Annotated in this window: 24 protein-coding genes; 9 read left to right on the top strand and 15 right to left on the bottom strand. The window is 68.8% G+C overall.

Going from position 1 to position 24,284, the window contains the following annotated elements; all coding sequences use genetic code 11:
- Positions 1-115 precede the first annotated feature (115 nt).
- The 6 genes from ACYVIH_RS03550 to ACYVIH_RS03525 all read left to right on the top strand — a co-directional run bounded on the left by ACYVIH_RS03550 (position 116) and on the right by ACYVIH_RS03525 (position 4,388).
- Positions 116-637, top strand: a complete 522-nt coding sequence (locus ACYVIH_RS03550) for a calcium-binding protein (protein ID WP_460866080.1) — start codon at positions 116-118, stop codon at positions 635-637.
- 265 nt (positions 638-902) lie between these two features.
- Positions 903-1,208, top strand: coding sequence for an ArsR/SmtB family transcription factor (locus tag ACYVIH_RS03545; RefSeq protein WP_460866077.1), 306 nt, complete (start codon positions 903-905; stop codon positions 1,206-1,208).
- Between the two features lie 38 nt (positions 1,209-1,246).
- On the top strand, positions 1,247-1,882 hold the full coding sequence (locus ACYVIH_RS03540) for a cation diffusion facilitator family transporter (RefSeq protein ID WP_460866074.1): 636 nt from the start codon (positions 1,247-1,249) through the stop codon (positions 1,880-1,882).
- A gap of 42 nt (positions 1,883-1,924) precedes the next feature.
- A complete protein-coding gene (locus ACYVIH_RS03535) occupies positions 1,925-2,557 on the top strand; it encodes a methyltransferase family protein (protein ID WP_460866072.1) in 633 nt (210 codons plus the stop codon).
- Positions 2,557-3,462, top strand: a complete 906-nt coding sequence (locus tag ACYVIH_RS03530; RefSeq protein WP_460866070.1) for a cation diffusion facilitator family transporter — start codon at positions 2,557-2,559, stop codon at positions 3,460-3,462. The genes ACYVIH_RS03535 and ACYVIH_RS03530 overlap by 1 nt, the downstream gene beginning before the upstream one ends.
- Before the next feature lie 392 nt (positions 3,463-3,854).
- Positions 3,855-4,388 carry a DinB family protein gene (locus tag ACYVIH_RS03525; RefSeq protein ID WP_460866068.1) on the top strand — a complete coding sequence of 178 codons (534 nt, stop codon included), beginning with the start codon at positions 3,855-3,857 and terminating at the stop codon, positions 4,386-4,388.
- 157 nt (positions 4,389-4,545) lie between these two features.
- Here ACYVIH_RS03525 and ACYVIH_RS03520 read toward each other — a convergent pair whose 3' ends face one another.
- From ACYVIH_RS03520 to ACYVIH_RS03480, 9 genes are all read right to left on the bottom strand, one after another.
- Complete coding sequence (locus tag ACYVIH_RS03520; RefSeq protein ID WP_460866065.1) at positions 4,546-5,505, bottom strand: hypothetical protein; 960 nt, start codon at positions 5,503-5,505, stop codon at positions 4,546-4,548.
- A gap of 388 nt (positions 5,506-5,893) precedes the next feature.
- Positions 5,894-7,086, bottom strand: a protein-coding gene (locus ACYVIH_RS03515; RefSeq protein ID WP_460866063.1) for an IS3 family transposase whose coding sequence is annotated in 2 segments (ribosomal slippage) — positions 5,894-6,799 and positions 6,802-7,086 — 1,191 coding nt in all. Because the reading frame shifts where the segments join, the coding sequence is not laid out codon by codon here.
- A gap of 179 nt (positions 7,087-7,265) precedes the next feature.
- Positions 7,266-8,303, bottom strand: a complete 1,038-nt coding sequence (locus tag ACYVIH_RS03510; protein ID WP_460866061.1) for a hypothetical protein — start codon at positions 8,301-8,303, stop codon at positions 7,266-7,268.
- Positions 8,304-9,219: 916 nt separating this feature from the next.
- Entirely contained in the window at positions 9,220-9,519 is a 300-nt protein-coding gene (locus tag ACYVIH_RS03505; protein ID WP_460866059.1) for a thioredoxin domain-containing protein, read from the bottom strand.
- Between the two features lie 354 nt (positions 9,520-9,873).
- A complete protein-coding gene (locus ACYVIH_RS03500; RefSeq protein WP_460866057.1) occupies positions 9,874-10,524 on the bottom strand; it encodes a phosphatase PAP2 family protein in 651 nt (216 codons plus the stop codon).
- 40 nt (positions 10,525-10,564) lie between these two features.
- Positions 10,565-12,250 carry a ribonuclease J gene (locus tag ACYVIH_RS03495; protein ID WP_460866055.1) on the bottom strand — a complete coding sequence of 562 codons (1,686 nt, stop codon included), beginning with the start codon at positions 12,248-12,250 and terminating at the stop codon, positions 10,565-10,567.
- Between the two features lie 22 nt (positions 12,251-12,272).
- Positions 12,273-13,196 (bottom strand): ADP-ribosylglycohydrolase family protein, encoded by a 924-nt coding sequence (locus ACYVIH_RS03490; protein WP_460866053.1) that lies wholly within the window; start codon positions 13,194-13,196, stop codon positions 12,273-12,275.
- On the bottom strand, positions 13,193-15,187 hold the full coding sequence (locus ACYVIH_RS03485) for a HelD family protein (protein WP_460866051.1): 1,995 nt from the start codon (positions 15,185-15,187) through the stop codon (positions 13,193-13,195). Before ACYVIH_RS03485 ends, ACYVIH_RS03490 begins: the two co-directional genes overlap by 4 nt.
- Before the next feature lie 53 nt (positions 15,188-15,240).
- The gene (locus ACYVIH_RS03480) at positions 15,241-15,468 is read right to left on the bottom strand and encodes a hypothetical protein (RefSeq protein WP_460866049.1); all 228 of its coding nucleotides are present in this window, start codon (positions 15,466-15,468) and stop codon (positions 15,241-15,243) included.
- 111 nt (positions 15,469-15,579) lie between these two features.
- Here ACYVIH_RS03480 and ACYVIH_RS03475 point away from each other — a divergent pair, with 111 nt between their 5' ends.
- Complete coding sequence (locus ACYVIH_RS03475; RefSeq protein ID WP_460866046.1) at positions 15,580-16,365, top strand: universal stress protein; 786 nt, start codon at positions 15,580-15,582, stop codon at positions 16,363-16,365.
- 81 nt (positions 16,366-16,446) lie between these two features.
- Here the strand turns inward: ACYVIH_RS03475 and ACYVIH_RS03470 are convergent, their stop codons facing one another.
- The 3 genes from ACYVIH_RS03470 to ACYVIH_RS03460 form a co-directional block, all read right to left on the bottom strand.
- Positions 16,447-18,006 carry a SulP family inorganic anion transporter gene (locus ACYVIH_RS03470; protein ID WP_460866043.1) on the bottom strand — a complete coding sequence of 520 codons (1,560 nt, stop codon included), beginning with the start codon at positions 18,004-18,006 and terminating at the stop codon, positions 16,447-16,449.
- Between the two features lie 193 nt (positions 18,007-18,199).
- The gene (locus ACYVIH_RS03465; RefSeq protein ID WP_460866039.1) at positions 18,200-19,822 is read right to left on the bottom strand and encodes a peptide chain release factor 3; all 1,623 of its coding nucleotides are present in this window, start codon (positions 19,820-19,822) and stop codon (positions 18,200-18,202) included.
- Entirely contained in the window at positions 19,819-20,235 is a 417-nt protein-coding gene (locus ACYVIH_RS03460; RefSeq protein WP_460866036.1) for a MerR family transcriptional regulator, read from the bottom strand. The genes ACYVIH_RS03465 and ACYVIH_RS03460 overlap by 4 nt, the downstream gene beginning before the upstream one ends.
- Positions 20,236-20,403: 168 nt before the next feature.
- Here ACYVIH_RS03460 and ACYVIH_RS03455 point away from each other — a divergent pair, with 168 nt between their 5' ends.
- Together ACYVIH_RS03455 and ACYVIH_RS03450 are read left to right on the top strand one after the other, a co-directional pair.
- Complete coding sequence (locus tag ACYVIH_RS03455; RefSeq protein WP_460866034.1) at positions 20,404-20,613, top strand: hypothetical protein; 210 nt, start codon at positions 20,404-20,406, stop codon at positions 20,611-20,613.
- Positions 20,614-21,092: 479 nt separating this feature from the next.
- Positions 21,093-21,422 carry a hypothetical protein gene (locus tag ACYVIH_RS03450; RefSeq protein ID WP_460866032.1) on the top strand — a complete coding sequence of 110 codons (330 nt, stop codon included), beginning with the start codon at positions 21,093-21,095 and terminating at the stop codon, positions 21,420-21,422.
- Between the two features lie 15 nt (positions 21,423-21,437).
- Here the strand turns inward: ACYVIH_RS03450 and ACYVIH_RS03445 are convergent, their stop codons facing one another.
- The 3 genes from ACYVIH_RS03445 to ACYVIH_RS03435 all read right to left on the bottom strand — a co-directional run.
- Positions 21,438-22,220: a hypothetical protein gene (locus ACYVIH_RS03445; protein WP_460866030.1), complete on the bottom strand. Its 783-nt coding sequence runs from the start codon at positions 22,218-22,220 to the stop codon at positions 21,438-21,440.
- A gap of 63 nt (positions 22,221-22,283) precedes the next feature.
- Positions 22,284-23,657 (bottom strand): alpha,alpha-trehalose-phosphate synthase (UDP-forming), encoded by a 1,374-nt coding sequence (locus ACYVIH_RS03440; protein WP_460866027.1) that lies wholly within the window; start codon positions 23,655-23,657, stop codon positions 22,284-22,286.
- Positions 23,658-23,724: 67 nt separating this feature from the next.
- The coding region (locus ACYVIH_RS03435; RefSeq protein WP_460866025.1) for a hypothetical protein at positions 23,725-24,284 on the bottom strand (560 nt) is incomplete at its 5' end.

Below are 24,284 nucleotides of genomic sequence, written 5' to 3'. Positions count from 1 at the left end.
TGGGCCATGCGGCCCTTGGCTGGTTCGGTAGGACGAGACGAGTGTCGAAGAGACGGTTCTTGGTCCGCCGGTCAGGCTGCGATCGATTGGTCGGCCAGTTCTCGCGAAGGTCCCCATGCGTGTTCACCCTCTCGGTGCGCTTCTAGCTGCTGCCGCTTTGACGCTCGCCGCTCAGGCTGCCCCGGCCACCGCGGCCGGCCCGACATGCCTTGGCCGGTCGGCCACGATCGTCGGCACGGCTGGAGCAGATGTCATTCGCGGCACATCCGGTGTGGACGTCATCGTCGCCCGCGGCGGTGCGGACACCATCTACGGCGCAGGCCGCCGGGACGTCGTCTGCGGTGGTGGGGGACGCGACACGATCCACGGTGGGCCGGGTAGCGACCGCGTCGAGGGCGGTCGTCACCACGACCGTCTCTACGGCGGTGGCGGTGCCGACGTGATGCACGGCCGCGTCGGTGACGACTACCTCGCCGGCGGTCGCCACGACGACCGGCTCTACGGCAACCACGGTGCCGATCACCTCGACGGCGGCCTCGGAGCCGACCACATGTACGGCGGCGCCGGGCACGACACCCAACACCACAGCGACTCCGACCACCACAGCGGCGGAGGCCACACCGGGGGCCACCACTAGACAACCCCGCCTCGTGATGGCTCGGGGACGCTCCACCGATCCTGTGCGCCCCTCTCGCGGCCTGGGGCGTCTTTGTCGCAGCGCCTCCGCTTGTTGTGAAGGCGGTGGGAGCCGTGCCCAGCAGAAAGGGCGGGCATAGGGCGACGTGGTCGTCGTTGACATTCGGCGAAGCCGCTGCAACCATCGTCGTATGGCGATAACACAGGCACAAGGCGATGCGCTTTCGGTTGGCGCGGATGCAGCAGCGCTGAAGGCGGCTTCCTGCTTGTTCCACGGGTTCAGCGACGGCTCCCGTCTGGCGATCGTCAGCCACCTGCTCCTCGGCGAGCATCGGGTGGTGGACCTGACCCGGCACCTGGGCCTGGCGCAGAGCACGGTGTCGAAGCACCTGGCGTGCCTGGTCGACTGCGGGATCGCGCAGGTGCGTCCGCAGGGACGCGCGTCGATGTACTCGCTCGCCCATCCGGAGGCGACCGTGGAGCTGCTGGCCGCCGCGGAGAGGCTGCTGACGTTGACCGGTGACGCGGTCACCCTTTGCCCGAGGTACGGCACCCAGGCGGGGGAGGTCTGATGGCGCCGTCGACGCCGAACGCGGCGAGGTCGACGGCGGTGAGCGAGGCCGAGACCGAGCGCCTGACCCGCCGGGGTCTGCGTCTTGCCCAGTTCACGGTCGTCTACAACGTCGCTGAGGGTGTCATCGCGGTCACCGCCGGGCTGATGGCCGGCCTGGTGTCGCTGGTCGGCTTCGGCCTCGACTCCGGCATCGAGTCCATGGCCGCGGTCCTGGTCGGGCTGAGGCTGGCCGGCCGGCTCCGGCACGGCGAGCCGGACCTGGACAAGGAACGGCGCGCGCTGCGGGCGGTCGCTGTGACGTTCTTCATCCTTGCCGGCTACATCGTCTTCGAGGCCGTCCGTGCCCTGGCCGGTGACGAGATTCCTGACCAGTCGCCCGTGGGCATGGTGCTCCTGGTGGCCTCGGTGATCGTGATGCCGGTCCTGGCGGCGGCGAAGCGCCGGGTTGCCGAGCAGCTGGGCGGGGACAGGTTGATCCTCGCCGATGCCGCGGAGACCAAGATCTGCGTCCTGCTGAGCATCTCCACGCTCTTGGGCCTGGGACTCTACGCGCTCACCGGGGCTGCCTGGTTGGATCCGGTGGCCGGGTTCGTGATCGCGGCGTTCGCGGTCAACGAGGGCCGCGAGGCCTGGGAGGGCGAGCTCGTCGAGGACGACGATGACGACGACTGAGCACCTCGACCCGCTGGGGTGTCGGACGATCAGGAGCGTGGGGTGACGGTCGCGGCCTTGGCGATGTTCACGCTGTACCTGGCGGTGGGTTTCGGGCTTCGCAGCTGGGTCCAGTGGCGGCGCACCGGCGATACCGGCTTCCGGGGCGTCTCGGGACGGCCGGGCAGTCCGGAGTGGTGGGCCGGTGTGCTGTTCGTGCTGGCGCTGGTGACCGGTTTCCTCGGGCCGGTCACCGCACTCGCGGGCCTGGCGCCGCTGCCGCTGCTGGACGCGCCCCCGCTGCAGGTGACCGGGGTGGTGCTCACGCTCGCCGGCGTCGCGGCGACGTACCTCACCCAGGTGGACATGGGAAGGAGCTGGCGGATCGGGGTCGAGGCCGGGGAGCGTACCGATCTGGTCATCACCGGCGCGTTCGCGCTGGTGCGCAACCCGATCTTCACAGCCATGGCGATCACGGGTGTGGGTCTGGCGCTGATGGTGCCCAACGCCGTCGCCCTGTCAGGAGTGGTGCTGTTGCTGGTCGCCCTGCAGCTCCAGGTCCGGGTGGTCGAGGAGCCCTACCTGCTGTCCACCCACGGCGCGAGGTACGCCGACTACACCGCGGGGACCGGACGGTTCCTGCCCGGCATCGGCCGAGGCACACCGACCGAACTGATGACGGAGGTGGTCACCTGATGGGCGCGAGTCACGGCCAGGAGACCGGGCATGCCGGTGGCCGGCACCGGTGGCGGCTCGCCGCCGCGTTCACGATCATCGCTGGCTTCTTCGGTGTCGAGCTGACCTATGGTCTGCTCAGCGGGTCGCTGGCGCTGCTCTCCGACGCGGGCCACATGGCCGCCGACGTGGTCGCGCTCGGCGCGGCGCTGGTCGCGACCCGGGTGGCCACCCGACCGGACACGACCGGGCGCCGCACCTACGGCTCCTACCGGGCGGAGGTGTTCGCCTCCGGGCTGGCGGTGCTGCTGATGCTGGCCGCCGCCGTCTACGTGGTCATCGAGGCGGTCGGCCGCGTCGGAGAACAAGTGGAGGTCGACACCGGGCCGATGCTGGTCGTGGGCGCGCTCGGCCTCGTCGTGAACCTCGCCGCGATGGCGCTGCTGCGCGGGGGCGCCGCGGAGAGCTTGAACGTCAAGGGTGCCTACCTCGAGGTGGTCGCCGACACCGCCGGCTCGGTCGGGGTCCTGGTGGCCGGATGGCTGGTGTGGAGCACCGGGCAGGGCTACTGGGACACCGTGATCGCACTCGCCATCGGCGCCTACATCGCGCTCCGGGCGGTCATCTTGGGCCGCGAGGTGCTCGCCGTGCTCGGCCAGCACGCACCGGCCGGGGTCGAGCCCGACCAGGTCACCGCGGACCTGGTCGCGGTCGACGGCGTGCAGGACGTCCACGACCTGCACCTGTGGACCCTGACCTCAGGGATGCACGTCGCGACCGCGCACCTGGTCACCGCCGAGCCCGCGGCGCAACAGACGGTCCTCGACCACGCCCGCGCGGTCCTGCGAGACCGACACGGCGTCGCCCACGCCACCCTCCAGGTCGAGACCCGCCCCACCCCCGACTGCGACGACCCCAGCTGGTGACCCACCGGCCGACCCCCACCGCCCCGTTGTTCACCGGATCGGGACCTTCACCCCAAGGGAAACCCCCGCCCCACGAGCAACTCCAAACTGGCCCAGGTCACCGGACGGTCACTCACCGCATGGTCTGCGCCTCCGCGGCAGGAATCGTCTTTGGGATCTTTTCGCCTCGAGCTGATGCCCGACTCGTGCGGTGACACCCGGCCAGTACGCCGCCGGCCCCGCTGCGTACGGGGGTTGACGCAGCAAAGCGAGTGCTTCGGGACAGCCGGCAGGCAGAGAGGTACGACGCGCGTCCGGTCTGGTCCTGGCGTCCTTTTGCTGGACTCCGCCTCGCTAAGGGGTGTAGAAGGTCATGCTCCGCTTCCGATCAGTGCCTCGGAGATACTGGCTCCATGAGCGTGAACGGCCGGCCGACCGACCGCAGATCCATCCACGTAGAGCTGGAACGCGCCCGCACAGACCTGCACCAGCTGGTGGCCCGCGCCACGTCCGCTGATCTTCGTCGGCGCACCGACGGCACCCGCTGGACCAACCAGCAGATGCTGTGGCACATGGCGTTCGGGTACCTCATCGTGAGCCGTCTGCTGCGACTGGTCCGCCTCTTCGGGCGGCTACCGGACCCGTTCAGCCGGGCCTTCGCAGCGGCGCTGAACGCGGGTACCCGGCCGTTCCATCACATCAACTACATCGGCTCTGTCGGTGGGGCGCTGGTGTTCCACGGGCCACGGCTCACCAGGCAGATCGACCGGACGATCGACCGGCTGCACCGGTGCCTTGATGCCGAGTCCGAGGCAGCGCTTGCCCGGCGGATGCACTTCCCGGTCGGCTGGGACCCCTTCTTCCGCGACACGATGACCCTGGGGGAGGTCTACCGCTACGGCACACAGCACTACGACTTCCACCGAGCCCAGCTCACCCTCGAGTAGCGGCCAGGACCGACCGGCGCCCGCGACCGGGCCGGAGGTCGTCAGACGTTCCCTCTGAGGAGGCGTGGATCGCGGCATGAGCGTGAAACTCGGTAACCCTGAGGCGGCGGTGTGACGCAGTTCCGTGAAGGTTCCTTAGGAAGTGAGGGCGTCTGCGTCACTGGCAGAGGTCTTCCCGACCGGCCGCGGCAAGGACGCGCAAGGCATTCAGGGTCACCATCAGGTTGGGTTGGCCGGCGCGGCCCCAGTCGACTACCTCCGGGGTGTTCTTACTGCCTGGCTTGCGCCACCATTGCGCCTGCGCGTTCCACCGTCCGTCCGGCCGGCGCTTCTCATCGAGCAGGTCCAAGGCATCGGAGGCACGCGGGTCGGTGCACCGGCCCCCGCGCGCGATGACGATCAGGGCGGAGAGCACGTCGTAATGCCAGTACGACGGGTAGGGCATCGACAGCCAACGGGCATTGATCGGCTTGCCCGTGCCGCCACGACGGAACACCCGATGCTGGAGGAACAGCTCGACGGCCCGCTCCGCGGCCTCGCGGGCGCCGGCGTGACCGGTGGCCGTGGCGTACTCCTGCAGGCCCCAGGCTGTGCGCACCGACTCGTGGAACGACGATCGGTGGCCTTCGGCCTGGTTGTCGCAGTTCCAGCCGCCGTCTGGCCACTGCCAGGAGATGATGTCCTCGGCAAGTCGTCTAGTGCGTTCGTCGCCGGCGAGTCCGAGCCGTGTGCACGCGCCGAGGGCGTTGCCGTGGATGCTGGCGTGCGCACGCGGCCGCCCGTCGACCACCCGCGGGGGGCGCCTCAGACCGTCGAGGATCCAGGCCAGCACATGCTCGGTGGCGGCTGCGACGCGTGGGTCGTTGGCCGGCGCGGCGAGCTCGGCCAATGAGACCAACCGCCAATGGGCGCCGGTCCACTTGCGGTACGGGTCGTCCCCGAACCCCCCGTCCTCATGCTGCCCCGCGAGCAACGCCGACACCCACGGCCCCGCCGTGATGGCTGCCCGCTCCGACGGCGAGTCATCTCCCAGCAGATCGCGACGGGCCAGGTACCGCACCGACGGCTCCTCCGCCGCGAGCAGCCAGGCCAGCGTGTCAGCGGTCTTGGTGTCCACAACGGCAGACTCTCAGATACCCCGCCGCTTGAGAGCCCCGCGGCGACTCCCTCCGAACTGACGGTCAACGCGAACGCGAAGGTGTGAACGTCCGGGATTCTCAGCTGGTCAACAAGTAACGACTACAGCGCCTGCCCTCAAGTGGTCGGACCAACCACGGCGAACGAGCTCGTCGACCCGACGAGAAAGTCGATCTCCCTGAAGAAGTGCAGAACAGGCTTCGCAGACCGAAGCGGTGCCACCAGAAGCGCTGCCCCCGGACGGCGTGCAGCGAAGCGGCTCGGGCACGCCACGGTTGACTCGCACGCAGACGGTGAGTGCCTGTCGCCTCACGTTGCACTTCAGGCGTACCAATAGGGTCTGCTGCACGAACGGGTGACAGGTTGGGTCAGGCTGCCTGAACGGCAGGTGTGGTCATGATGGTCTCGTACTCAATGGGGGTCAACCGGCCGAGGGCATCTTGTCGTCGGCGTCGGTGGTAGGTCCTCTCGATCCAGGTCACGACCGCGAGCCGGAGCTGCTCGCGGGTGGTCCAGGAGCGCCGGTCCAGGACGTTCTTCTGAAGCAGGGAGAAGAAGCTCTCCATGGCTGCGTTGTCGCCGGCCGCGCCGACTCGGCCCATGGACCCGACCATGCTGTGACGGTTCAGCGCGCGGACGAATTTCCGGCTGCGAAACTGGGATCCTCGATCGGTGTGCAGCACGCAGCCGGCGACGTCACCGCGTCTGGCGACGGCGCTGTTCAGCGCCGCGACGGCCAGCCGGGACTTCATCCGCGAGTCGATCGAGTAGCCCACGATCCGGTTGGAGTAGGCGTCCTTGATCGCGCACAGGTAGAGCTTGCCCTCGCCGGTCTGGTGCTCGGTGATGTCGGCCAGCCACAGCTCGTTCAGCGCCTGGGCGGTGAACTGGTGCCGGACCCGGCCCATGTCATCGACCACGGCGCACAGGTCGTCGTGGACCGGTGGACCGGGCTTCTTGCCGTTCTTTCCACGCTTCTTGCCGAACGCGCTCCACCAGCCGTTGTCCGAGCAGATCCGCCACGCGGTCCGCGCGGCCATGCGCTGGCCGGCATCGGCCGCCTCGTCGAGCAGGAACCGGTAGCCGAACTCCGGGTCGTCGCAATGGGCGTCGAACAGCGCGTTGGCCCGATAGGCCTCCTCCAGCTCAGCATCGGTGATCGGTTGGGCGAGCCAGCGGTAGTAGGGCTGGCGAGCAAGCTTGAGCACCCGGCACGTGACCGTGACGGGGATCCCGTCAGCGGCGAGCTCGCTCACGAGCGGGTAGAGCCTTTTCCCGGCAGGTTCGCCTGGGACAGGTAGGCCGCTGCACGACGCAGCACCTCGTTCTCCTGCTCCAGCAGTCGGATCCGCTTCTTCAACTCGCGGTTCTCGCTGCTCTGGGCTTCGGTCGTTCCGGGCCGGTTGCCGTCCTCGACGTCAGCCTGGTGCATCCAGTTGCGCAGACACGACTCGGCGATGCCGAAGTCGGCAGCGATCTGCTTGATCGTCACTCCGGGCTCACGATCGCGGGCAACGTTCACGACGTCGTCGCGGAACTCTCGGGGATAGGGCTTGGGCACGGTGCACATCCTTCCAGCGGCACCCCTCGGCGCCACAGATCAGATGTCACCTATCCGTGCAGCAGACCCATACGTGATCAGGTTGCATCTTGGATTCCCCCTATGACTGCGTATTCCAATCGGTAGAGAGTACGAAGCGGCACCGACAGAATTGCGATCAGTCATGCTGTGCGGCTTGGTCAACTCTGGTCGAAGAAGCGCTCGGCCTCTGCGCGGATCTTTGCCAGCCGCTTGGAGACGGCTGAGTGACTCGCGTAGCCGAGGATGTCAGCGATCTCGGTGTTCGAAGTGATGCCGGAGTTGAGCAGGACGACGATCTGCTGGTTGCGGGGCTCGAGCAGCGCCATGAAGTCGTTGGTGACGATGTTTCCGACGACTTCGCTCTCAGGCCCCTGGACGGGGGTGGTGTCGGGCACTTCGACGAAGGTGACCTTGGCCTTGCGTCGCTTGCCGTGGAGCTTCCGTTCGAAGTCTTCGCGGGCGTAGGACCAGTGGTCGGAGAAGTCATCCTCGATGCGATGTGAACGGACGGCGTCCATGATGTCGCGCAACCGGCCAGTTTCGTCGGCGTGCTCGATGACGTCTTCTAGGGCGAGGTCTGCTTCTTCTTCGCCCATCCAGACTGTCCCGCCCATCCTGGGGTGGCCGGTGATGGCGCCGGGAAGGATGCTTCCGTCGACCAGCGTCACCGGGATGCCGAGCTCGGACGGGTCCTTGCCCTTGTCGACTTCGGGGAAATCGCGTAGCCGGTCCTGGATGGTCGCGGTGACTGCGGGGATCCAGAAGTCGAGGTTGTGCGCCAGGAGCTTGATGGGGTCGTTCTTGGTGAACGCGTGCAGCTTCGAACCGGACTCGAGGTGGCGCCAGACTCGATGGGCCCATGCGCGGGAGAGTCGCGCTTCGAAGTCCTCAGGCAGGAAGTCCTCGATGCGGTTGTACTCGGCGAGGAACGGCCAGTGGCAGCCGCGGAGAACGGGGAGGTCGAACTGCTCCATGGTCCGCTTGGGCAGCAGATTGAGCAGCGGCCCGTACTCGTCGTACCGGAGGCGGGTGCGAGGGACGAAGGTGACGTTAATGTCGCCGAGGTCGGCGATCTGGGCCATCTCCTCGGGCAGTTCGTCCTCGTCGAAGAAGCGACGGCGGAACTGGCCGGCCTCCCAGAGCATGTTCCATTTGGCGACCGCAACCGCGGCCTTGGTGTTCTCCTCGTCACCCATCCCGGGCTCCAACGCGATCGTGGCGTACTCGGGGTGGGTCGGCTCGAGCGGCCGGACGATGCCGTTGAACATGAAAGCGGCGGAGGTATTCCGTACGGCCGGGTACTCATCAGGACGCCAGTCCTCGTCGGGCAGGAACGCGTCGCTGCGGCGCCATGCGAGGTGTGTTCAGAGGCGGTTGGTTCCAGGTCGTCTGGCGTCTGCCGCTCGGGTTGGTCGTCCACTAGGTCTGCGAGGAGGTCGGTCAGGTCGGGAGTGTCGGGTGTATTCCTCATACCTACAACACGACACTTGTCGCCGGAACCGTTCCTGGCGCTCCGAACTTTCTTGGATGGCTTTGCTGGCCACCGCGAGTTCGAGTTTCCGGCGTTGGCGCACAGCGCCGGGCGCGTCATTCTGGGCCGGTGTGCAGCGACAGGCCGGGGGGAGTGGAGATCTGACTGCCTGGACGCTTATTGGACGTTTACTAGCGCAGAAGTCCGCTCATGCGGGCTGATCGCCGCAAGGCCGAGCAAGAGGTGTTGAGCACGTTTTCGCAGGTCACAGCGCATGTTCACCGACGGCAGCCAGTCTCCGCAAAGGGCCGGCCTTGGGGCAAGGGGTCGCAGGTTCAAATCCTGTCAGCCCGACCGAAAAACCGCCTCTGACCTGCAGTTTTGCAGTTTGGGGGAGTGGCGAGATTTGAAGTGCAGGCGCCGGATTGGCCTGCTATTGGCCTTAAACTCCCCGGGATCGTCGCCCAGATGGGCTTTGAGAGGCCCCTGTCGGTATCGCCAGCCGTCGGTGACCGTCAGTTTCACGCCTGAATCGGCGATCGTGACGGTGTCTGTGAGGCGTTGGGCCATTTGAACAGGGGTCTGGGGATCTTCTGTCCAAGTGGCCAGAAAGCGTCGTTCGATCGAGGACCCGAGCCCCTTCAACCAAGGCCGAGAGCTCGGCGGAGCTGGTCCAGGGTGGGCGCTCCTCGGTACCCGTCTGGCGTGGCATATCTCCGGCAGGTCAGGCCGACTTCGAGGTCGGGTTCGTCGAAGGCGTCGCGGCCGTCGACCATCACGGTGGGCGATCCGTGGAATCCCACCTCTTCGGCCTCCTGTGGTGTCTCCACGCGTCGCCTGGTGAGGTGCAGGTCTGGGTGCTCGGCGGCCAGGGCAACCAGCGCTTCGTCCATCTCTTGCCAGTTGGGGCAACCGTTGAAATAGAGAAGGGTGACGTCCATGTCTACAAGTTAGACCTGGTAGTTCACGTCGACGCGAAGGCGAGGCGAGGGTCGTCCGGCCCCGCGTCGGCTTGACCACAGTCCGTGGAGGCCGCGAGGGGTCGGCGTAGCGTCGTGGATGGAGCGGGCCTGAGGCCCGACCTGGTCCGGCCGGTGCTGCCGCCCGCGAGGAGGAGGCCGTGCCAAGTCGTCGGCGTCGTCGAGGATCGTCATCCTGTCCGGAGCTCGGACCCCGATCGGCAGACCGTCATCCAACACGGGGCGTTGTCGAACTCGTTGGTTTGCTGAGCCACGGGGTGGCGGTTGTCGACGTGGCCCGCTACTGCGCGGCCGTTCCAGAGCTGATGCACGGGGTTATTGCCCCACCGGTTTGCTCCAGCGTGTCAGGAGTCGACTGCTTTCCACCATGGGACCGAGAGTGAGGGCAACCGCAACGACCACACCGAGGCCGACGCCCATGCCCGCCAGAAGGTCGTGTGGATAGTGAGCGCCCTGCCCTAGGCGCCCGGCGCCCGCCGCTGCGACGAGAGCAGTGAGCGTGGCGACGAGCGGCCGGGTGACCTGCGGAAGGGTCGCGGCGCTGGCGACAGCTAGGCCGACGGCGATTGTCATGTGGTTGCTGGGGAAGGACCAGTCCCCAGGCGGGGGGCATCGCTCGAGGAGGAGTGCCTCGCGGCATGGCCGTTCCTGGATGAACGCCAACTTCGCCACTTCGCTCACCAGGTACGCCACACCGACACCGATTCCTGCGGCGACGCCCCGGGCGAGGGACGCGGCGGCGAACCTGGATCGCCACAATGCCGTCGCGTAGGTGACACCTAGTGTGGCTAGGGCGACGTCTGCAAGGTGGTGGATGCCCTCGAGTTGCGCGGTCTCGGGTAACAGGGCGAGGTAGATGGAAGTGCTGAGAGGCTCAAGGAGTAGGGCTGTGCAGACGAGGGCGGTGGTCAGGGCCAACGCGAGGGTCGCTCGGAGTGCCTCGCGCTTGGAGGGGTAATTGCTCATGCGGTTGGCCGTGCGTGCGGCCACGTCGGTGACGCGATGGTCAGGCCTCGACGACGATGCTGATGATCAGTGGGCTGCGGCGGAACTTCTGGTGTGCCCATCTGCCCACGTCGTGGGTGATCATCTGCTCGAGCTGGTGGGCGTCGCCGATGCCCTCGCGAGCGGCGCGGGCGAGGGTCTTCTCCACGACGGGGATCGCTGCCTCGAACTTCTGCTGGTCGTGGACGAAGCCTCGGATGAGGAAGTCCGGCGGTTCCGCGAGCTCGCCGGTGTCGGCGTCGACGAGCGCGAGCACGGTGACGACGCCCTCTTCGGCGAGTATGCGCCGGTCCTTCAGGGTGGCCTCGGTCGCTCCGCCGACGGTCTGGCCGTCGACGTAGACGTTGCCGGCCGGGACCTTGCCGGTGATCTTGGCCTGGCCGTTGACGAGGTCGACGACGACGCCGTCCTCGGCGATGACGACCCGCTTGGGGTCGATCCCGGTGCTGATGGCGAGGTCGGCGTTGGCCTGCAGGTGCCGCCACTCGCCGTGGACCGGCATCACGTTGGCGGGCTGGACGATGTTGTAGCAGTAGACGAGCTCGCCGGCGCTGGCGTGGCCGGAGACGTGCACCTTGGCGGTGCCCTTGTGCACCACCTTGGCTCCCCAGCGGGTGAGCCCGTTGATGACGCCGGAGATGGCGTTCTCGTTGCCGGGGATGACCGAGCTGGCCATCAGCACGGTGTCGCCCTGCTCGATCCTGATCTTGTGCTCGCGGTTGGCCATCCGCGACAGCGCGGCCAGCGGCTCACCTTGCGATCCGGTGCAGACGATCGCGGCCTTCTTCGGCGACATCTTCTCCAGCTGGTCCAGCGGGACGACGAGGTTCTCGGGGTACGTGAGGTAGCCCAGGTCGCGGGCCACGCCCATGTTGCGCACCATCGACCGGCCCACGAAGGCCACCTTGCGGCCGTGCGCCTCGGCCGCGTCGAGGATCTGCTGGATGCGGTGGACGTGGCTGGCGAAGCTCGAGACGATGACGCGTCGCGGGGCGGTGCGGAAGACGTGCTCGATGGCGGGCGTCAGCTCGCGCTCGGACATGGTGAAGCCGGGGACCTCCGCGTTGGTGGAGTCGACCATGAACAGGTCGACGCCCTCCTCGCCCATCCGGGCGAAGCCGCGGAGGTCGGTGATGCGGCTGTCGAGCGGGAACTGGTCCATCTTGAAGTCCCCGGTGTGCAGCACCAGCCCGGCCGTGGTCCGGATCGCCACCGCGAGGCCGTCGGGGATGGAGTGGTTGACGGCGAGGAACTCCAGGTCGAACGGGCCCAGGTCGATCCGGTCGCCCTCGGCGACCTGACGCAGCTTCGGCCTGATCCGGTGCTCCTTGAGCTTCGCGTCGATCAGCGCCAGGGTCAGCCGGGACCCGACGACGGGGATGTCCGCCCGCTCGCGCAGGAGGTAGGGGACACCGCCGATGTGGTCCTCGTGGCCGTGGGTGAGGACGATCGCCTCGATGTCGTCGAGACGGTCCCGGATCCAGGTGAAGTCCGGGAGGATCACGTCGATGCCGGGCTGGTGCTCCTCGGGGAAGAGCACGCCGCAGTCGACGACGAGGAGCTTGCCGCGGTGCTCGAAGACGGTCATGTTGCGGCCGATCTCACCGAGGCCGCCGAGACCGACGATGCGGAGGCCGTCGTTGGGAAGCTTCGGGGGGGACTGCAGCTCGGGGTGGGGGTGGCTCACCGGGTCACGCTACCGGAGTCGGTCACGTCGGGATCTCCTTCATTGTGTGTGCGAGCCGCCGGATGGTCGGCTCGTTCTCGAGTCGCTGGAGCCATCGAGGCGGAAAGGCCTCGGCGCCGCTGCGTGCTCCGCTGATCGCGCCGGTCATCGCCGCGATGGTGTCGGTGTCTCCGCCGACCTCGAGGGCGAAGGTCAGCGCCTGGGGAAGCTCGTCGGGGTGGAGGAGGAAGGCGACGAGCGCTGAGGGGACCGATCCGAGTGCGGTGATGTCGTGACCGAGCCGTTGCGCCACCTGCGCGGGTGTCCACTGCTGACGGACCGCCGCGTGGACGGCTTGCAGCGCTTCGCGGAACTCGTGCGTGGCGATGTGTCCACGGACCAGTGTGAGGAACGACATGGGGTCGAAGGGCTGGGCTGCGGTGTCGGCGGCGATGGCGACGCTCGCGCACAGCAGTGCCGCGCCGTCCTGCGCCAACGGATGGCTATGGGTGACCGCAGCCTGTTGCCGGGCACGCGCGACGCGCTCGGTCACGGTACCGTGGACGAACGCGGTCGGCGCCGCCCGCATCGCACCTCCGTTGCCCAGTGAGCCCGTTCCTCCGAAGAGCCCGTGGGCCACCGCGCGCCAGTCGTCGCCGGCGAGGGCGGCAGTGAAGATCGCCGGTGGGCCTGCGCCGTACCCGCGGTGTGGCTCGTGGCGCCAGGCATGGGCGAAGTCCATGACGAGGGCGTCGTCATCGACGTGCCCGGCGTGTTCGTGGAGGTGCTGGGCCAAGACGATGGTCATGGCTGTGTCGTCGGTGTACTGCAAGGGTGCGTCGGAGTCGATCCACTTCTGGATCTGGGGCAGCGACGGCTGGGGGTGCCCTTCGAAGGGGGCTCCCAAGGCGTCGCCGCAGGCGACGCCGAGGAGGCTGCCGGTGACCAGTTCGGTCGACGGGCTCATCGGCGTGGGCCGTGGTGCGGAGCGTCGAGCGGCTCGGGCATCGGTTTGGTGTGGACGATGGTGAGTCGGGAGACGGCGCGGGTGAGGGCGACGTAGAGGTGTCGTAGGCCGATGCTGTCGGGTGCGTGGTTCTCGCGGGTGCTGGCGGTGTCGACGATGTCGGCGGGTTCGACGAGGATCACGTGGTCGAACTCCAGGCCCTTCGCGAGGCCGGCCGGCACGAGCTCGACGCGTTGGTCGGTGGGCAGGTTTGCGCGCAGGTGGTCGAGGGTGGTCTCGGTGGCGATGACGCCGACCAGGCCGGGCTCGACGAGTGCCTTGGCGACGGCGTCGCCGGTGGTCACGGGTAGGTCGGAGCCGGTCAACACCTCGATTTCGCCGTCGGCGCGCAGCGATCGGGCGGGGGAGACGTCAACGCCGAGGTGGGGCAGGATCAGGTTGGCCAGGTCGATGATCGCGCCGGGGACGCGGTAGCCGATGGTGAGCTCGGTGTGCTCCGCGTCGGGGCGGCCGAGGTGTCCCATCTGGGTGGGCCAGTGGGTGGCTGCCCAGGGGGTGGTGCCTTGGGCGAGGTCGCCGAGCACGGTGAGTGCACCGTTGGGGCAGCGACGCGCGACGGCGCGGCACTGCATCGGTGAGAGGTCCTGAGCCTCGTCGACGACCACGTGGGCGTAGGTGCTCAGCGAGGTCGGGGTCTTGATCAGGGACTGGAGCTCGTCGAGGACGAGGACGTCGGCGGGCGAGAGCTTCTGGGTCGGCTTGGTCTGCTGGTGCAGGAGCTCGGCTTCCTCGGCGGTGAGGATCGCCTCGGTCACGAGGGCACGAAACCCGCGGTCGGCGTAGAGCCTGCGGAGGAGCTGCTTGGCAGTGAGCACCGGCCAGGTGCGGGTGAGGAACTCCTTGACCTCGGGGCTGCGCCGAACGGACTGTGCCCACTTGCTGTCCGCGGAGCGTCGCGCTCGCAGCTCGAGCTGGGTGACCAGGGCTTGGACGATGGTGCGTTCCAGCGACTTCCGCCCGCTGTCCCAGGTGCGGGAGGTACGCCGGGCGCGGTCGATGGCGACCGTGAGGGTCTCGACGTCGAGGTGCGCCCGCTCGCCGGCGTGGGCGATCGTGATGCCCTCCTCGATCTCACCGAGGTGGCTCCACACCGCGCGGTGGCAGACCTCCGTCATCCGGGCGTCGTGCTTGAGCCTCTCCACCTCGGGTGCGTCGTGCTTGGCTGCGGTGGTGGCGCCGGTGAGTTCGTCGACGGTCGTCTGGGACACCGAGGTCTCGCCGAGGGTGGGGAGGACGCCGGAGATGTAGCGCAGGAACCCGTCGTTGGGGCCGACCACGAGCATGCCGCTGCGGGTCAGCCGGCCGGGGTAGGAGTAGAGCAGCCAGGCGGCGCGGTGCAGTCCGACGGCGGTCTTGCCGGTGCCGGGGGCGCCCTGGACGCACAGGGTGGTGTCGGCGTCGCGGCGGATGAGCTCGTCCTGCTCGGGTTGGATGGTGGCGACGATGTCGCGCATGGGGCCGGTGCGTGGGCGTTCGATCTCGGAGGTGAGCAGGCCGGAGGTGAAGTCCTGACCGAGGCGGAGGTCTTCGTCCTCGAAGGCGGTGAGGGTGTTGCCGTCGAACCCGAACCGGCGGCGCCGCGCCACCTCGTGGCGGTGGTGGGCCGAGGCGCGGTAGAAGCGTTCGGCGAGCGGGGCGCGCCAGTCGATGACGAGCGGGACCGAGCGGTCGTCCTCGTCGCGGACGTGTCGGCGGCCTAGGTGGTAGTCCTCGTCAGAGTCGAGCCACAGGCGCCCGAAGAACAGCGGGATGTCACGGGCGAGCAGGTCGTCGAGGCGCTGGTCGCTGTGCCGGGCCATCGCGAAGCCCATGTTGTGGTCGGGGCCGGCGTCGTCGGCGTACCGGTTCTGCTTGCCCTCGACGAAGTCGAGCTGGTACTTGTCGCGCAGCACGACGGTGGTCTCGCGCATCGAGCCCATCGCGCGACGCACCCGGTCATGGTGTGCGGTCTCGGCCCTCAGCTCATGGGCCGGCATCGGGCCGGTCAACGGCGCAGGGGGCGGGGGCGGACGGTGATCCAGCGGTAGTGCCCGTTGGTCTCGACGATCCGCTTGCGGACAACATCCACGGCCTCGGCGGTGAACTGCTGGACTTCCGACCAGTCGCCGCGCTCGCGTCGCTCGAAGCTGATCGTCTCATCGGTGGCCGACATGCGCTGGGCCTCGAGCTCGGTCTCGGAACCATCCACATGGCACACCTTGAACGTGGGCACACAACCTCCTGGTCTCCTCGTCTCCAGCAACAATACCGTGACGTAAGGGTAAAGATGAAACGCGGGCGACGGGATGGTGCGGTGCGACCATAGGGGGTCTAGGGTGCCGGTATGACGATGCCGAATGGTGCGATCCTGCTCGGGTACGGCGGGTCGGAGCACAGCAAGATCGCTCTGGCCTGGGCCGACGAGGTCGCCGCCCAGCTGTCCCGCCCGCTGCACGTGCTGGTCTCCGCCCTCGATGTGGCGCACATCCCGGACGTGCCCAAGGAGCTCGAGGCCGGGGCCGTCACCGAGGAGCTGGAGAAGATTCTGGCCTCGGCCAAGGCGCCGAGCACGTCGGTCTCCACCGTGCTGAGCGCACCTGGCCCGGCGCTGGTCCGTGAGGCCGAGCACGCCCATCTGACGGTGCTCGGGGCGCGGACCCAGGGGCCGTTGAAGGCGATGGTGTCGGGGTCGGTGAGCCAGCACGTCACCCGGCATGCGCCCGGACCGGTCGTGGTTGTCCGGGAGCCGCACACCCGGCACACCGGCCTGGTCGTGGTGGGGGTGGACGGCTCGGAGTGCAGCGCCAAGGCCTTCGACTTTGCTCTGCGGCACGCCGGTGAGACCGGCGCCCGGGTGGCCGCGGTGCACGTGCACCGCCAGGACGGCGACTCCTCGGACGAGAAGGTCGACCAGGTCATCGAGGTCGCACTGCGGGACCGTGCCGGTGTCGAGGTCGACGTGGAGCATGTCGCCGGCTCCGCGGCCGAGCGCCTGGCCGGGGCCAGCGAGAAGGCCGACCTGCTGGTGATCGGTACCCGCGGGCGCAGCGCCCTGCGCAGCCTGCTGCTGGGTTCGGTCACCCAGTCGGTGCTCGAGCACGCCCAGTGCCCGGTGGCCGTGGTCCGCTGAGATCACCGGCGGCTCGAGCCGAGAGCGGGCTGAGGGGCCTGACGCCGCTGCGTCAGGCCCCTCAGTCGTCTGCGTCCGCGGTCAGTGGGCGTCGCCGAGGTGACCGCTGAGCCGCTCGTGCATCTGCCGGCTCGCCCGGTTGAGGCCGCGGATCTCGACGTTCTTGCCCTTGGACTCGAACTTGCGCTGGATGGCGTCGAGGGCGGCGACCGTGGAGGCGTCCCAGATGTGGGCGCCGGAGAGGTCGATGACGACGTTCTTCGGCGCTCCGGCGTAGTCGAACTGGGAGTACAGGTCGTTGCTGGTGGCGAAGAACAGCGCCCCGGTGACGGCGTACACGTGAGTGTCCTCGTCGACCTCGGCGACGTCGGAGACCTCGGTGAGGTGAGCGACCCGGCGGGCGAAGAGCACCATCGCGACCAGGACACCGACGCCGACGCCGATGGCGAGGTTGTGGGTGGCGACGACCGCGACCACGGTGGAGATCATCACGATGTTCTCGCTCTTGGGCAGCCGGCGGAGCGTGCCGGGCTGGATGCTGTGCCAGTCGAAGGTGGCGATGGCGACCACGATCATCACCGCGACCAGGGCGGCCATCGGGATGATCGCCACCAGGTCACCGACCCCCACGACGAGCACGAGGAGGAAGACGCCGGCGAGGAAGGTCGAGATCCGGGTCCGGGCTCCGGACGCCTTCACGTTGATCATCGTCTGGCCGATCATGGCGCAGCCGCCCATGCCGCCGAAGAAGCCGGTGATCACGTTGGCGGCACCCTGGCCCAGGCTCTCGCGGGTCTTGTCGGAGTGGGTGTCGGTGATGTCGTCGACCAGCTTGGCGGTCAGCAGCGACTCGAGGATGCCGACGAAGGCCATCGCGAGGGCGTAGGGGGCGATGATCTCGAAGGTGGCCCAGGTGAGCGGGACGTCGGGGAGGAACAGCGACGGGAGGCTGTCGGGGAGCTCGCCCTCGTCGCCGACGGTCGGGACGGTGACGGCCATGAACACCGTGATGATCGTGAGGATGACGATCGCGACCAGCGGCGCCGGGACGACGTCGGTGAGCCTGGGCAGCGCGAAGATGATGCCCAGACCGAGTGCGATCAGCGGGTAGACGGCGAACGGCACGTCGCGCATATGGGGCACCTGGGCGAGGAAGATCAGGATCGCGAGGGCGTTGACGAAGCCGACCATCACCGAGCGCGGGATGAACCGCATCAGCTTCGCGACGCCGACCGCGCCGAGCACGACCTGGAAGACCCCGGCGAGGATGACGGTGGCGATGAAGTAGTCGAGTCCGTAGTCCCGTGCGACGGGTGCGATCACCAGGGCGATGGCGCCGGTGGCTGCGGAGATCATCGCGGGGCGTCCGCCGAGGAAGGCGATCGAGACCGCCATCGTGAAGGAGGCGAACAGTCCGACACGGGGATCGACGCCGGCGATGATCGAGAACGAGATCGCCTCCGGGATCAGCGCGAGCGCGACCACGAGACCGGCGAGGACCTCGGTGCGCAGCCGCTTGGGGTTGCGCAGCGCCGCCATGACCGAGGTGTTCTCGTCCTCGTCGACCTCGGGCACGTGCACCGGGATGGGCGGGTGCTGGCCGGGGGAGTGCAGGGAGTCCTGGGCAGGGGGTGTTGACACGCGTGTCGTCCGTTTCGTTGTCGGGCGCACGCGGGCCTTTCACGGCATACTGCGTCGTTGCAGGCGTGCAGATGAGTACAGGATCAAGGGGCCGGCGGCTGGGCGCCGGAAGTCTGTGTCGACTCTACCGTAACGGCACAGTAGGGTTTGACCGATTCCAGGTGACCTGTCGCACACCCCAGGAGTCAGTCATTCAGTCGGTCGCTGCGACGAGCGGCTCGAGCATGAGATGGGGATGCAGTCGCTCCACGGACTGTGCGCGCCACTTGTCGGGAAACAGGACGAGGAGTGCGCCGTCGCTGCGTTGCATGACCTCGATGCCGCTCATCGCGTTCAGCTCGGCCGCGTCCTCCGGCCGGGTGCGCCGGGCGAGGGAGTAGCTGAGCACCTCGAGTCGGACGGGGGAGTTGAACTCGGTGGCCATCCGGGCTTCGGCGACCTCGAACTGCATCGGCCCGACCGCGGCGAGCACGGGGGCCTGGTCGCCGCGCATCTCCGAGCGGAGCACCTGGACCACGCCTTCTTGGTCGAGCTGCTCGATGCCGCGGCGGAACTGCTTGTAGCGGCCGGCGTCCCTGGCCCGGATCGAGGCGAAGTGCTCGGGGGCGAAGCTGGCGATCGGGGGGTACTCGACCGGCTCGTCGGCGTAGATCGTGGATCCGACGCGCAGGGTGCTGGCGTTGACCAGGCCGATGATGTCGCCGGGGTAGGCGGTGTCGAGCACGGTGCGCTCCCGGCCGAAGACGGCCTGGGCGTACTTGGTGGCGAAGGGCTTGCGGGTCTGGGCGTGGGTGGCGATCATGCCGCGTTCGAAGACGCCGGAGCAGACCCGTGCGTAGGCGAGCCGGTCGCGGTGGGCGGCGTCCATCCCGGCCTGGACCTTGAACACGAATGCGCTGAACGGGGCATCCACCGGACGCTGACCACCGTCCACCGTCGGTGTGGGCGATGGGGCTGGGGCGAGCTCGACCAGGGTCCGCAGGAGCTGGGCGACGCCGAAGTTCTGGATCGCGGAGGTGAACAGCACCGGGCTGGTGTCGCCGGCCAGGAAGGTCTCCTGGTCGTGGTCGGCGCCGTCCGCGGTGAGCAGCTCGTGCTCCTCCACGGCGGTCGTCCAGAAGTCGCCCTCCGTCGTCCCCGCTGTGGCCGCGTCGAGGTGCTCCTCGGGCGCACGGGTGGCCCCACCGGCGGTGCGGTGGTAGCGGATGTACTCGCCGGTGCGCCGGTCCAGCACTCCTCGGAAGTCGCCGGAGTAGCCGACCGGCCAGGTCAAGGGAGTGGGGCGCAGTCCGATCTCCTTCTCGATCTCGTCCATCAGCTCCAGGGCGTCCTTGCCCGGCCGGTCCCACTTGTTGATCACGGTGATCACCGGGATGCGGCGGTGTCGGCAGACCTGGAAGAGCTTGAGGGTCTGCGGCTCCAGGCCCTTGGCTGCGTCGACCAGCATCACTGCCGCGTCGACGGCCGAGAGCACGCGGTAGGTGTCCTCGGAGAAGTCGGCGTGGCCGGGGGTGTCGACGAGGTTGACCACGTGGTCGCCGTAGGCGAACTGCAGGGCAGCGGAGGTGATGGAGATGCCGCGTGCCTTCTCCATGTCCATCCAGTCCGACACGGTGCCGCGACGCCCGGCCTTGCCGTGGACGGCGCCGGCCTCGGAGATGACCTCGGCGTGCAGGGCCAGCGCTTCGGTCATCGTCGACTTGCCGGCGTCGGGGTGGCTGATGATCGCGAAGGTACGCCGCCGGGCGGCCTCGCTGCGGACCTGGGCCGCCGTGCCGTCGCTGAGGCCCGCTTCGGTGTGTGCGGGGGCGCTCACCGGGACTGCTGGGCCAGCTTGCGCTGACGGTTGAACTCACGACGCAGGTCCGCGGCGAAACCTTCCGCGGTCTCCAGCTGCTCCCGCAGGGCTTCGACGCGAGCCTCGGCCGCCTCGCGGAACATCTTCAACCGGTCGACCATCTGGGCCCGTGCCTCAGGGGACTGGTCGGGATCCTCGAGGGCGTCGAGCGCTTGCAGGACGTCCTTCATCTCCTCCAGCGAGAAGTCCAGCGGCTTCATCCGCCGGACCAGTCGCAGCCGCGCGAGGTCGCTGTCGGAGTAGAGCCGGAACCCTCCTGTCGAGCGCGCTGAGGGGCGGACCAGGCCGACTTCCTCGTAGTACCTGATCGTGCGCAGGCTGAGACCGGTCTGCTCGGCGACCTCGCCGATCTGCATGTGCTGGAGACCCATGAATGTGTCCTCGATCGGAATGCGACTGAACAAGCAGTCTAACGCGACGTGACACTTCCGTCACGTGAGCGTGGAGGAGGGCGGCGACCTCCTCGACCAGGACTTGCGAGTCTACCCTCACGTCAGGGTAGACTCGGCAAGGAGAACTCGATCGACTCAGGAGGCCCGGTGGCGACCACGCTGACACGCACACAGATCGCGCAGTACGTCGGACCCGCCTTCGGCGACGGAGGAGTCAGGACCTCCGAGCTCCTGGCTGCCGCGACCAGCGCGCAGGCGCCCCCTGCGGTGCTCGAACGACTGAACTCCCTTCCCGAACGCACCATCCCGCACCTGCGGGAGCTGTGGCGACTGATGCCGGAGGTACCCGTTGAGTGACACCCTCGCCCTTCCCGACCACGCGATGCACCGCATCCGCGATGTGACCTCGGTCCGTAGCCGTCTGGTCGAGACCACCCTGGCTGTCCTGTCGAACTGCCGGTGTGGTGGGCCGCACACCGCCGGAGTGCTGCGGGGCTTCGGGTTCACCGGCCGCAGCGAAGCCGCCGTCCTGCGCGGCCGCCTGGCGCAGCGCGGAGTCCGGGCCAAGGACGTCCCGGTCAGCGTGGTGGTCGCGTTGTGGGGCCGCCCCGACGATCACGACAGCCCGGTCTGCGTGCTCGTCGACGCCGTGACCGATCCCACTCCCGAGGCCGAGCGCGCCGCCGCGCTGGCCGGTGTACCGCTGGTGCGGCCGCGCTCCCGGAGCCGAGGCGAGGTCGACGAAGCCGAGTCGACCGTCCGGGCCGAGGTCGTGGAGGCCCTCCACGCAACGCCGGTGGAGCGCCCGGACGGAGACGGCGACGTCTTTCCCGTCCGTGGCAGGCCAGATCCCCGACATCGCGCTGGAGGAGCTGCGGATCGTTCCCAACCAGCCCGAGACCGGACGGATCCGGCTGCGCGTCCACGGCGGCATGCCGTTGACCCTCGAGGCCGGCACCGAGGTGCGTTGTATCCCCGTCGCGGGCGCGCTGCGGGTGGAGGCCGCCCCGCCGAGCGAGGAGGCACGGACGTGGCTGACTCCCTCGGTCGAGGTGGAGCAGCTGGAGGGTCTGCATACCGTGCGCCGTGACGGGCTGTGCGTTGCGGATCTCACGGCCCTGCTGGTCGAACCACTGCCGCGTCCCGTTACCCGCTACGTGGTCTGACCCTCCGAGGGGGGTTCACTCGCCCAGGGCAGCAGACAGGGCGCTCCAGGTGTCCGTCGTGATCCAGCCTTGGTCGGCCCAGTGGCCCAGTGCTGCACGCACCGAGGCCAGTGCAGCAGCGCGACGGGGGTTGCTGCTCGGCCAGGTGCCGTCGAACCAGCGCCGCAGCGCATCTGGGGCGCCGTCACGCCCGAGGTCGGAGAGCCGACTGGCAGGGCCGAGGTGGGAGCCCAGCATGAGCATGGTGAGGCTGTCCGCGTCGGCGCCTGCCGCGGTGAGGTAGGCCTCGATGGCCTGTCGGGCCGTGGGGTCCGCCGGCTTTCGCGCCGGTTCCTGCTTGGGACTGCGAGGAGGCGGTGTCGCCGGGGTGTTCGATGTGCGAGCAGGCCGGTTGGTGGTCCGGGGCGGTGGCGGTGCGCCCGGCTGCGGCTTCTTGGAGCCCTCGGGCGGGCGGGTAGGGGTCACGGTCGCCGGGTTCAGCGTTGCCTTGGGTACGTAGTTCTCGGGCACGGGCCGGTTCTTGCCGAGAGACTCCGCAGCGACCTCGGCATCGCAGGACCGGCACAGGGCCACCTCGCGCCAGCCCACGATGGCCACCTGGTTGCCGCGCGGCGTGCGCGACATCGGTTGCGGACGGTGCACGATGTCGTGCCCACCGCAGGTCCGGCAGGTCAGCTGCCCGCGCACCCAGCTGTGCCCGCAGGCTTCGCACGTCACCTTGATCTGGTCGCCGTCGCGCTGGCCGCGCAGGCGCTCGGTCTCCCCGCAGGCCGGGCAGGAGTGCTCACCTGCTGCCATCGGTGTCCTCCGCGAGGTCCGCGCCGCAGGCGTCGTGCTCCGGTCGGTGGAGCGTCGTCTTGGTCATTGCAGCTCCAGTGCCGCCCATCGGTGGATGTCGTGTCGGCGGACCCGTCGCGCCATCGTGGCCAGGTTGCGGCGGCGTTCGGCGGCGGGTACCTCCAGGGTCTGCTCGATGACCTGGCTCATCCCTTCGGTGTCGAAGGGGTTGCACCGCACGGCGCCGCGGAGCTCGGTGACCGCGCCGGTGAACTCGCTGAGCACCAGGGCCCCTTCGCCGGCGGTGGCGTGCTGGACGACGGCGAACTCCTTGGAGACCAGGTTCATCCCGTCCTTGAGGGGGGTCACCAGCATCATGTTCGCGAGCCGGTAGTAGGCCATCAGCTGCGCACGGGTCACACCGCGGTGCAGGTAGTGCACCGGTACGTCGGCGCCGGGCTGGGTGAAGCGGCCGTTGATCCGCCCGGTCAGCTGCTCGACCTGCTCGCGGAGCTGTTGGTACTGCTCGACGTTGCCGCGGCTCGGGATCGCGATCTGGACCAGCGCGATCTTGTCCTCGAGGTCTGGGCGACGCTCCAGGAGCTGTTCGAAGGCGGCCATCCGTTCCGGGATGCCCTTGGTGTAGTCGAGCCGGTCCACGCCCAGCAGCACTGCGCGGCCGGCGAACTGCTGCCGCAGCTGCGCCAGAACATCCTCGACCGCCTCCGAGCGAGCCGTGGACTCGAACTCCTCGGTGTCGATGGCAATGGGATTCGCGATCGTGCGGACCAGCCGGCCGTCGTACTCGATGTCCTTGCCTCGGACGGTCACCTCGCCCTCGAGGATCCGGCCGCAGGAGCGGACGAAGTTCTTGCGATAGCGCTCGGTGTGGAAGGAGAGCACGTCGGCGCCGAGCAGCCCGCGGAGGATCTGTGCCCGCCACGGCAGGCGCGAGAACAGTTCGGGCGCCGGCCACGGGATGTGCAGGAAGAACCGCACCTGGGCGTCTGGCGCCTTAGCCCGCAACATGCCCGGCGCCAGCATCAGGTGGTAGTCGTGCACCCAGTACACCGGGTCCTGCAGCTGCCTCCCGGCTTCGAGCGTCGCCGTGGCGAAGGCCTCGTTGGCGCGCACGTAGGCCTCCCACCAGGAGCGGTCGAACGCGGGGGTCCCGACCAGGTCATGAAAGAGCGGCCACAAGGTCGCGTTGGCGAAACCGTCGTAGTAGTCACGGGCGTCGCCGCGGCTCAACGTCACCGGTGCCAGTGTCGCCTCGGTGCCAGGCAAGGTCTCCGGCAGCCTGCGGTCGCCGCCGTCCCAGCCCACCCACACCGTCCTCCGCAGCATGACCACAGGCCGCAGGGCCGTGACCAGGCCACCGGCCGCCAGCTCCCACCCTTTGCGGGCCCGTTGCAGCGGTAGCCGGTTGGAGACCACCACCAGGTCGCGATCGGACATCGTCCTCCTGTCGAACGTCTCACTCGACCCTACCCTCCCGTGAGGGGAAGGATGCAGTGACCGATCGTCAGGGGCCCGCAGGCGTTGAGCCATGCGTCATCGCGGGGCGGATGCGGGCGGTCGCGGCCAGGACCACAGCCGTCCCGGCGATCACCGCCAGCACCCCCAGTCCGAGCAGATGGTCCCCGGTCAGGGCCAGCGAAGCGGCCGGAATGAGCGGTCCGAGAGCGGCAGCAGCGATCATCGACGACTGCGCCAGCCCCTGAAGTCGTCCCAGCCCGCTCATGCCGAACACGGCCGCCCACACCGTCCCGTTGACGACACCGATCGCACCCATCCCGAACCCGAGCAGGGCGAAACCCAGGTAGGCGCCAGGTCGGGCGGGCAGCAGCAGTGTCGCGACTCCGAGCAGCACGGCGAGACTGGGCAGGAGCAGGGCGCCACGGGTGCTGAGCCGGTCGACCAGAGCGCCGGCCACCAGTACGCCGGCCGCGGACGCGGCGCCGAGCGCGCCGACCAGCCCCCCGGCCGCCAGGTAGCCGATCCCCTTCGAACCCAGGACCTGCATCTCTGCTTGAGTGCAGTAGCCTCGGTGGCTGTGGAGAATCAGCGCCCGGTCGGCGGTGT

The organism is Nocardioides pakistanensis, assembly GCF_054781215.1.
Note: the sequence above shows the minus strand (reverse complement) of the source record. Positions and strands in the feature narration are given on the sequence as shown.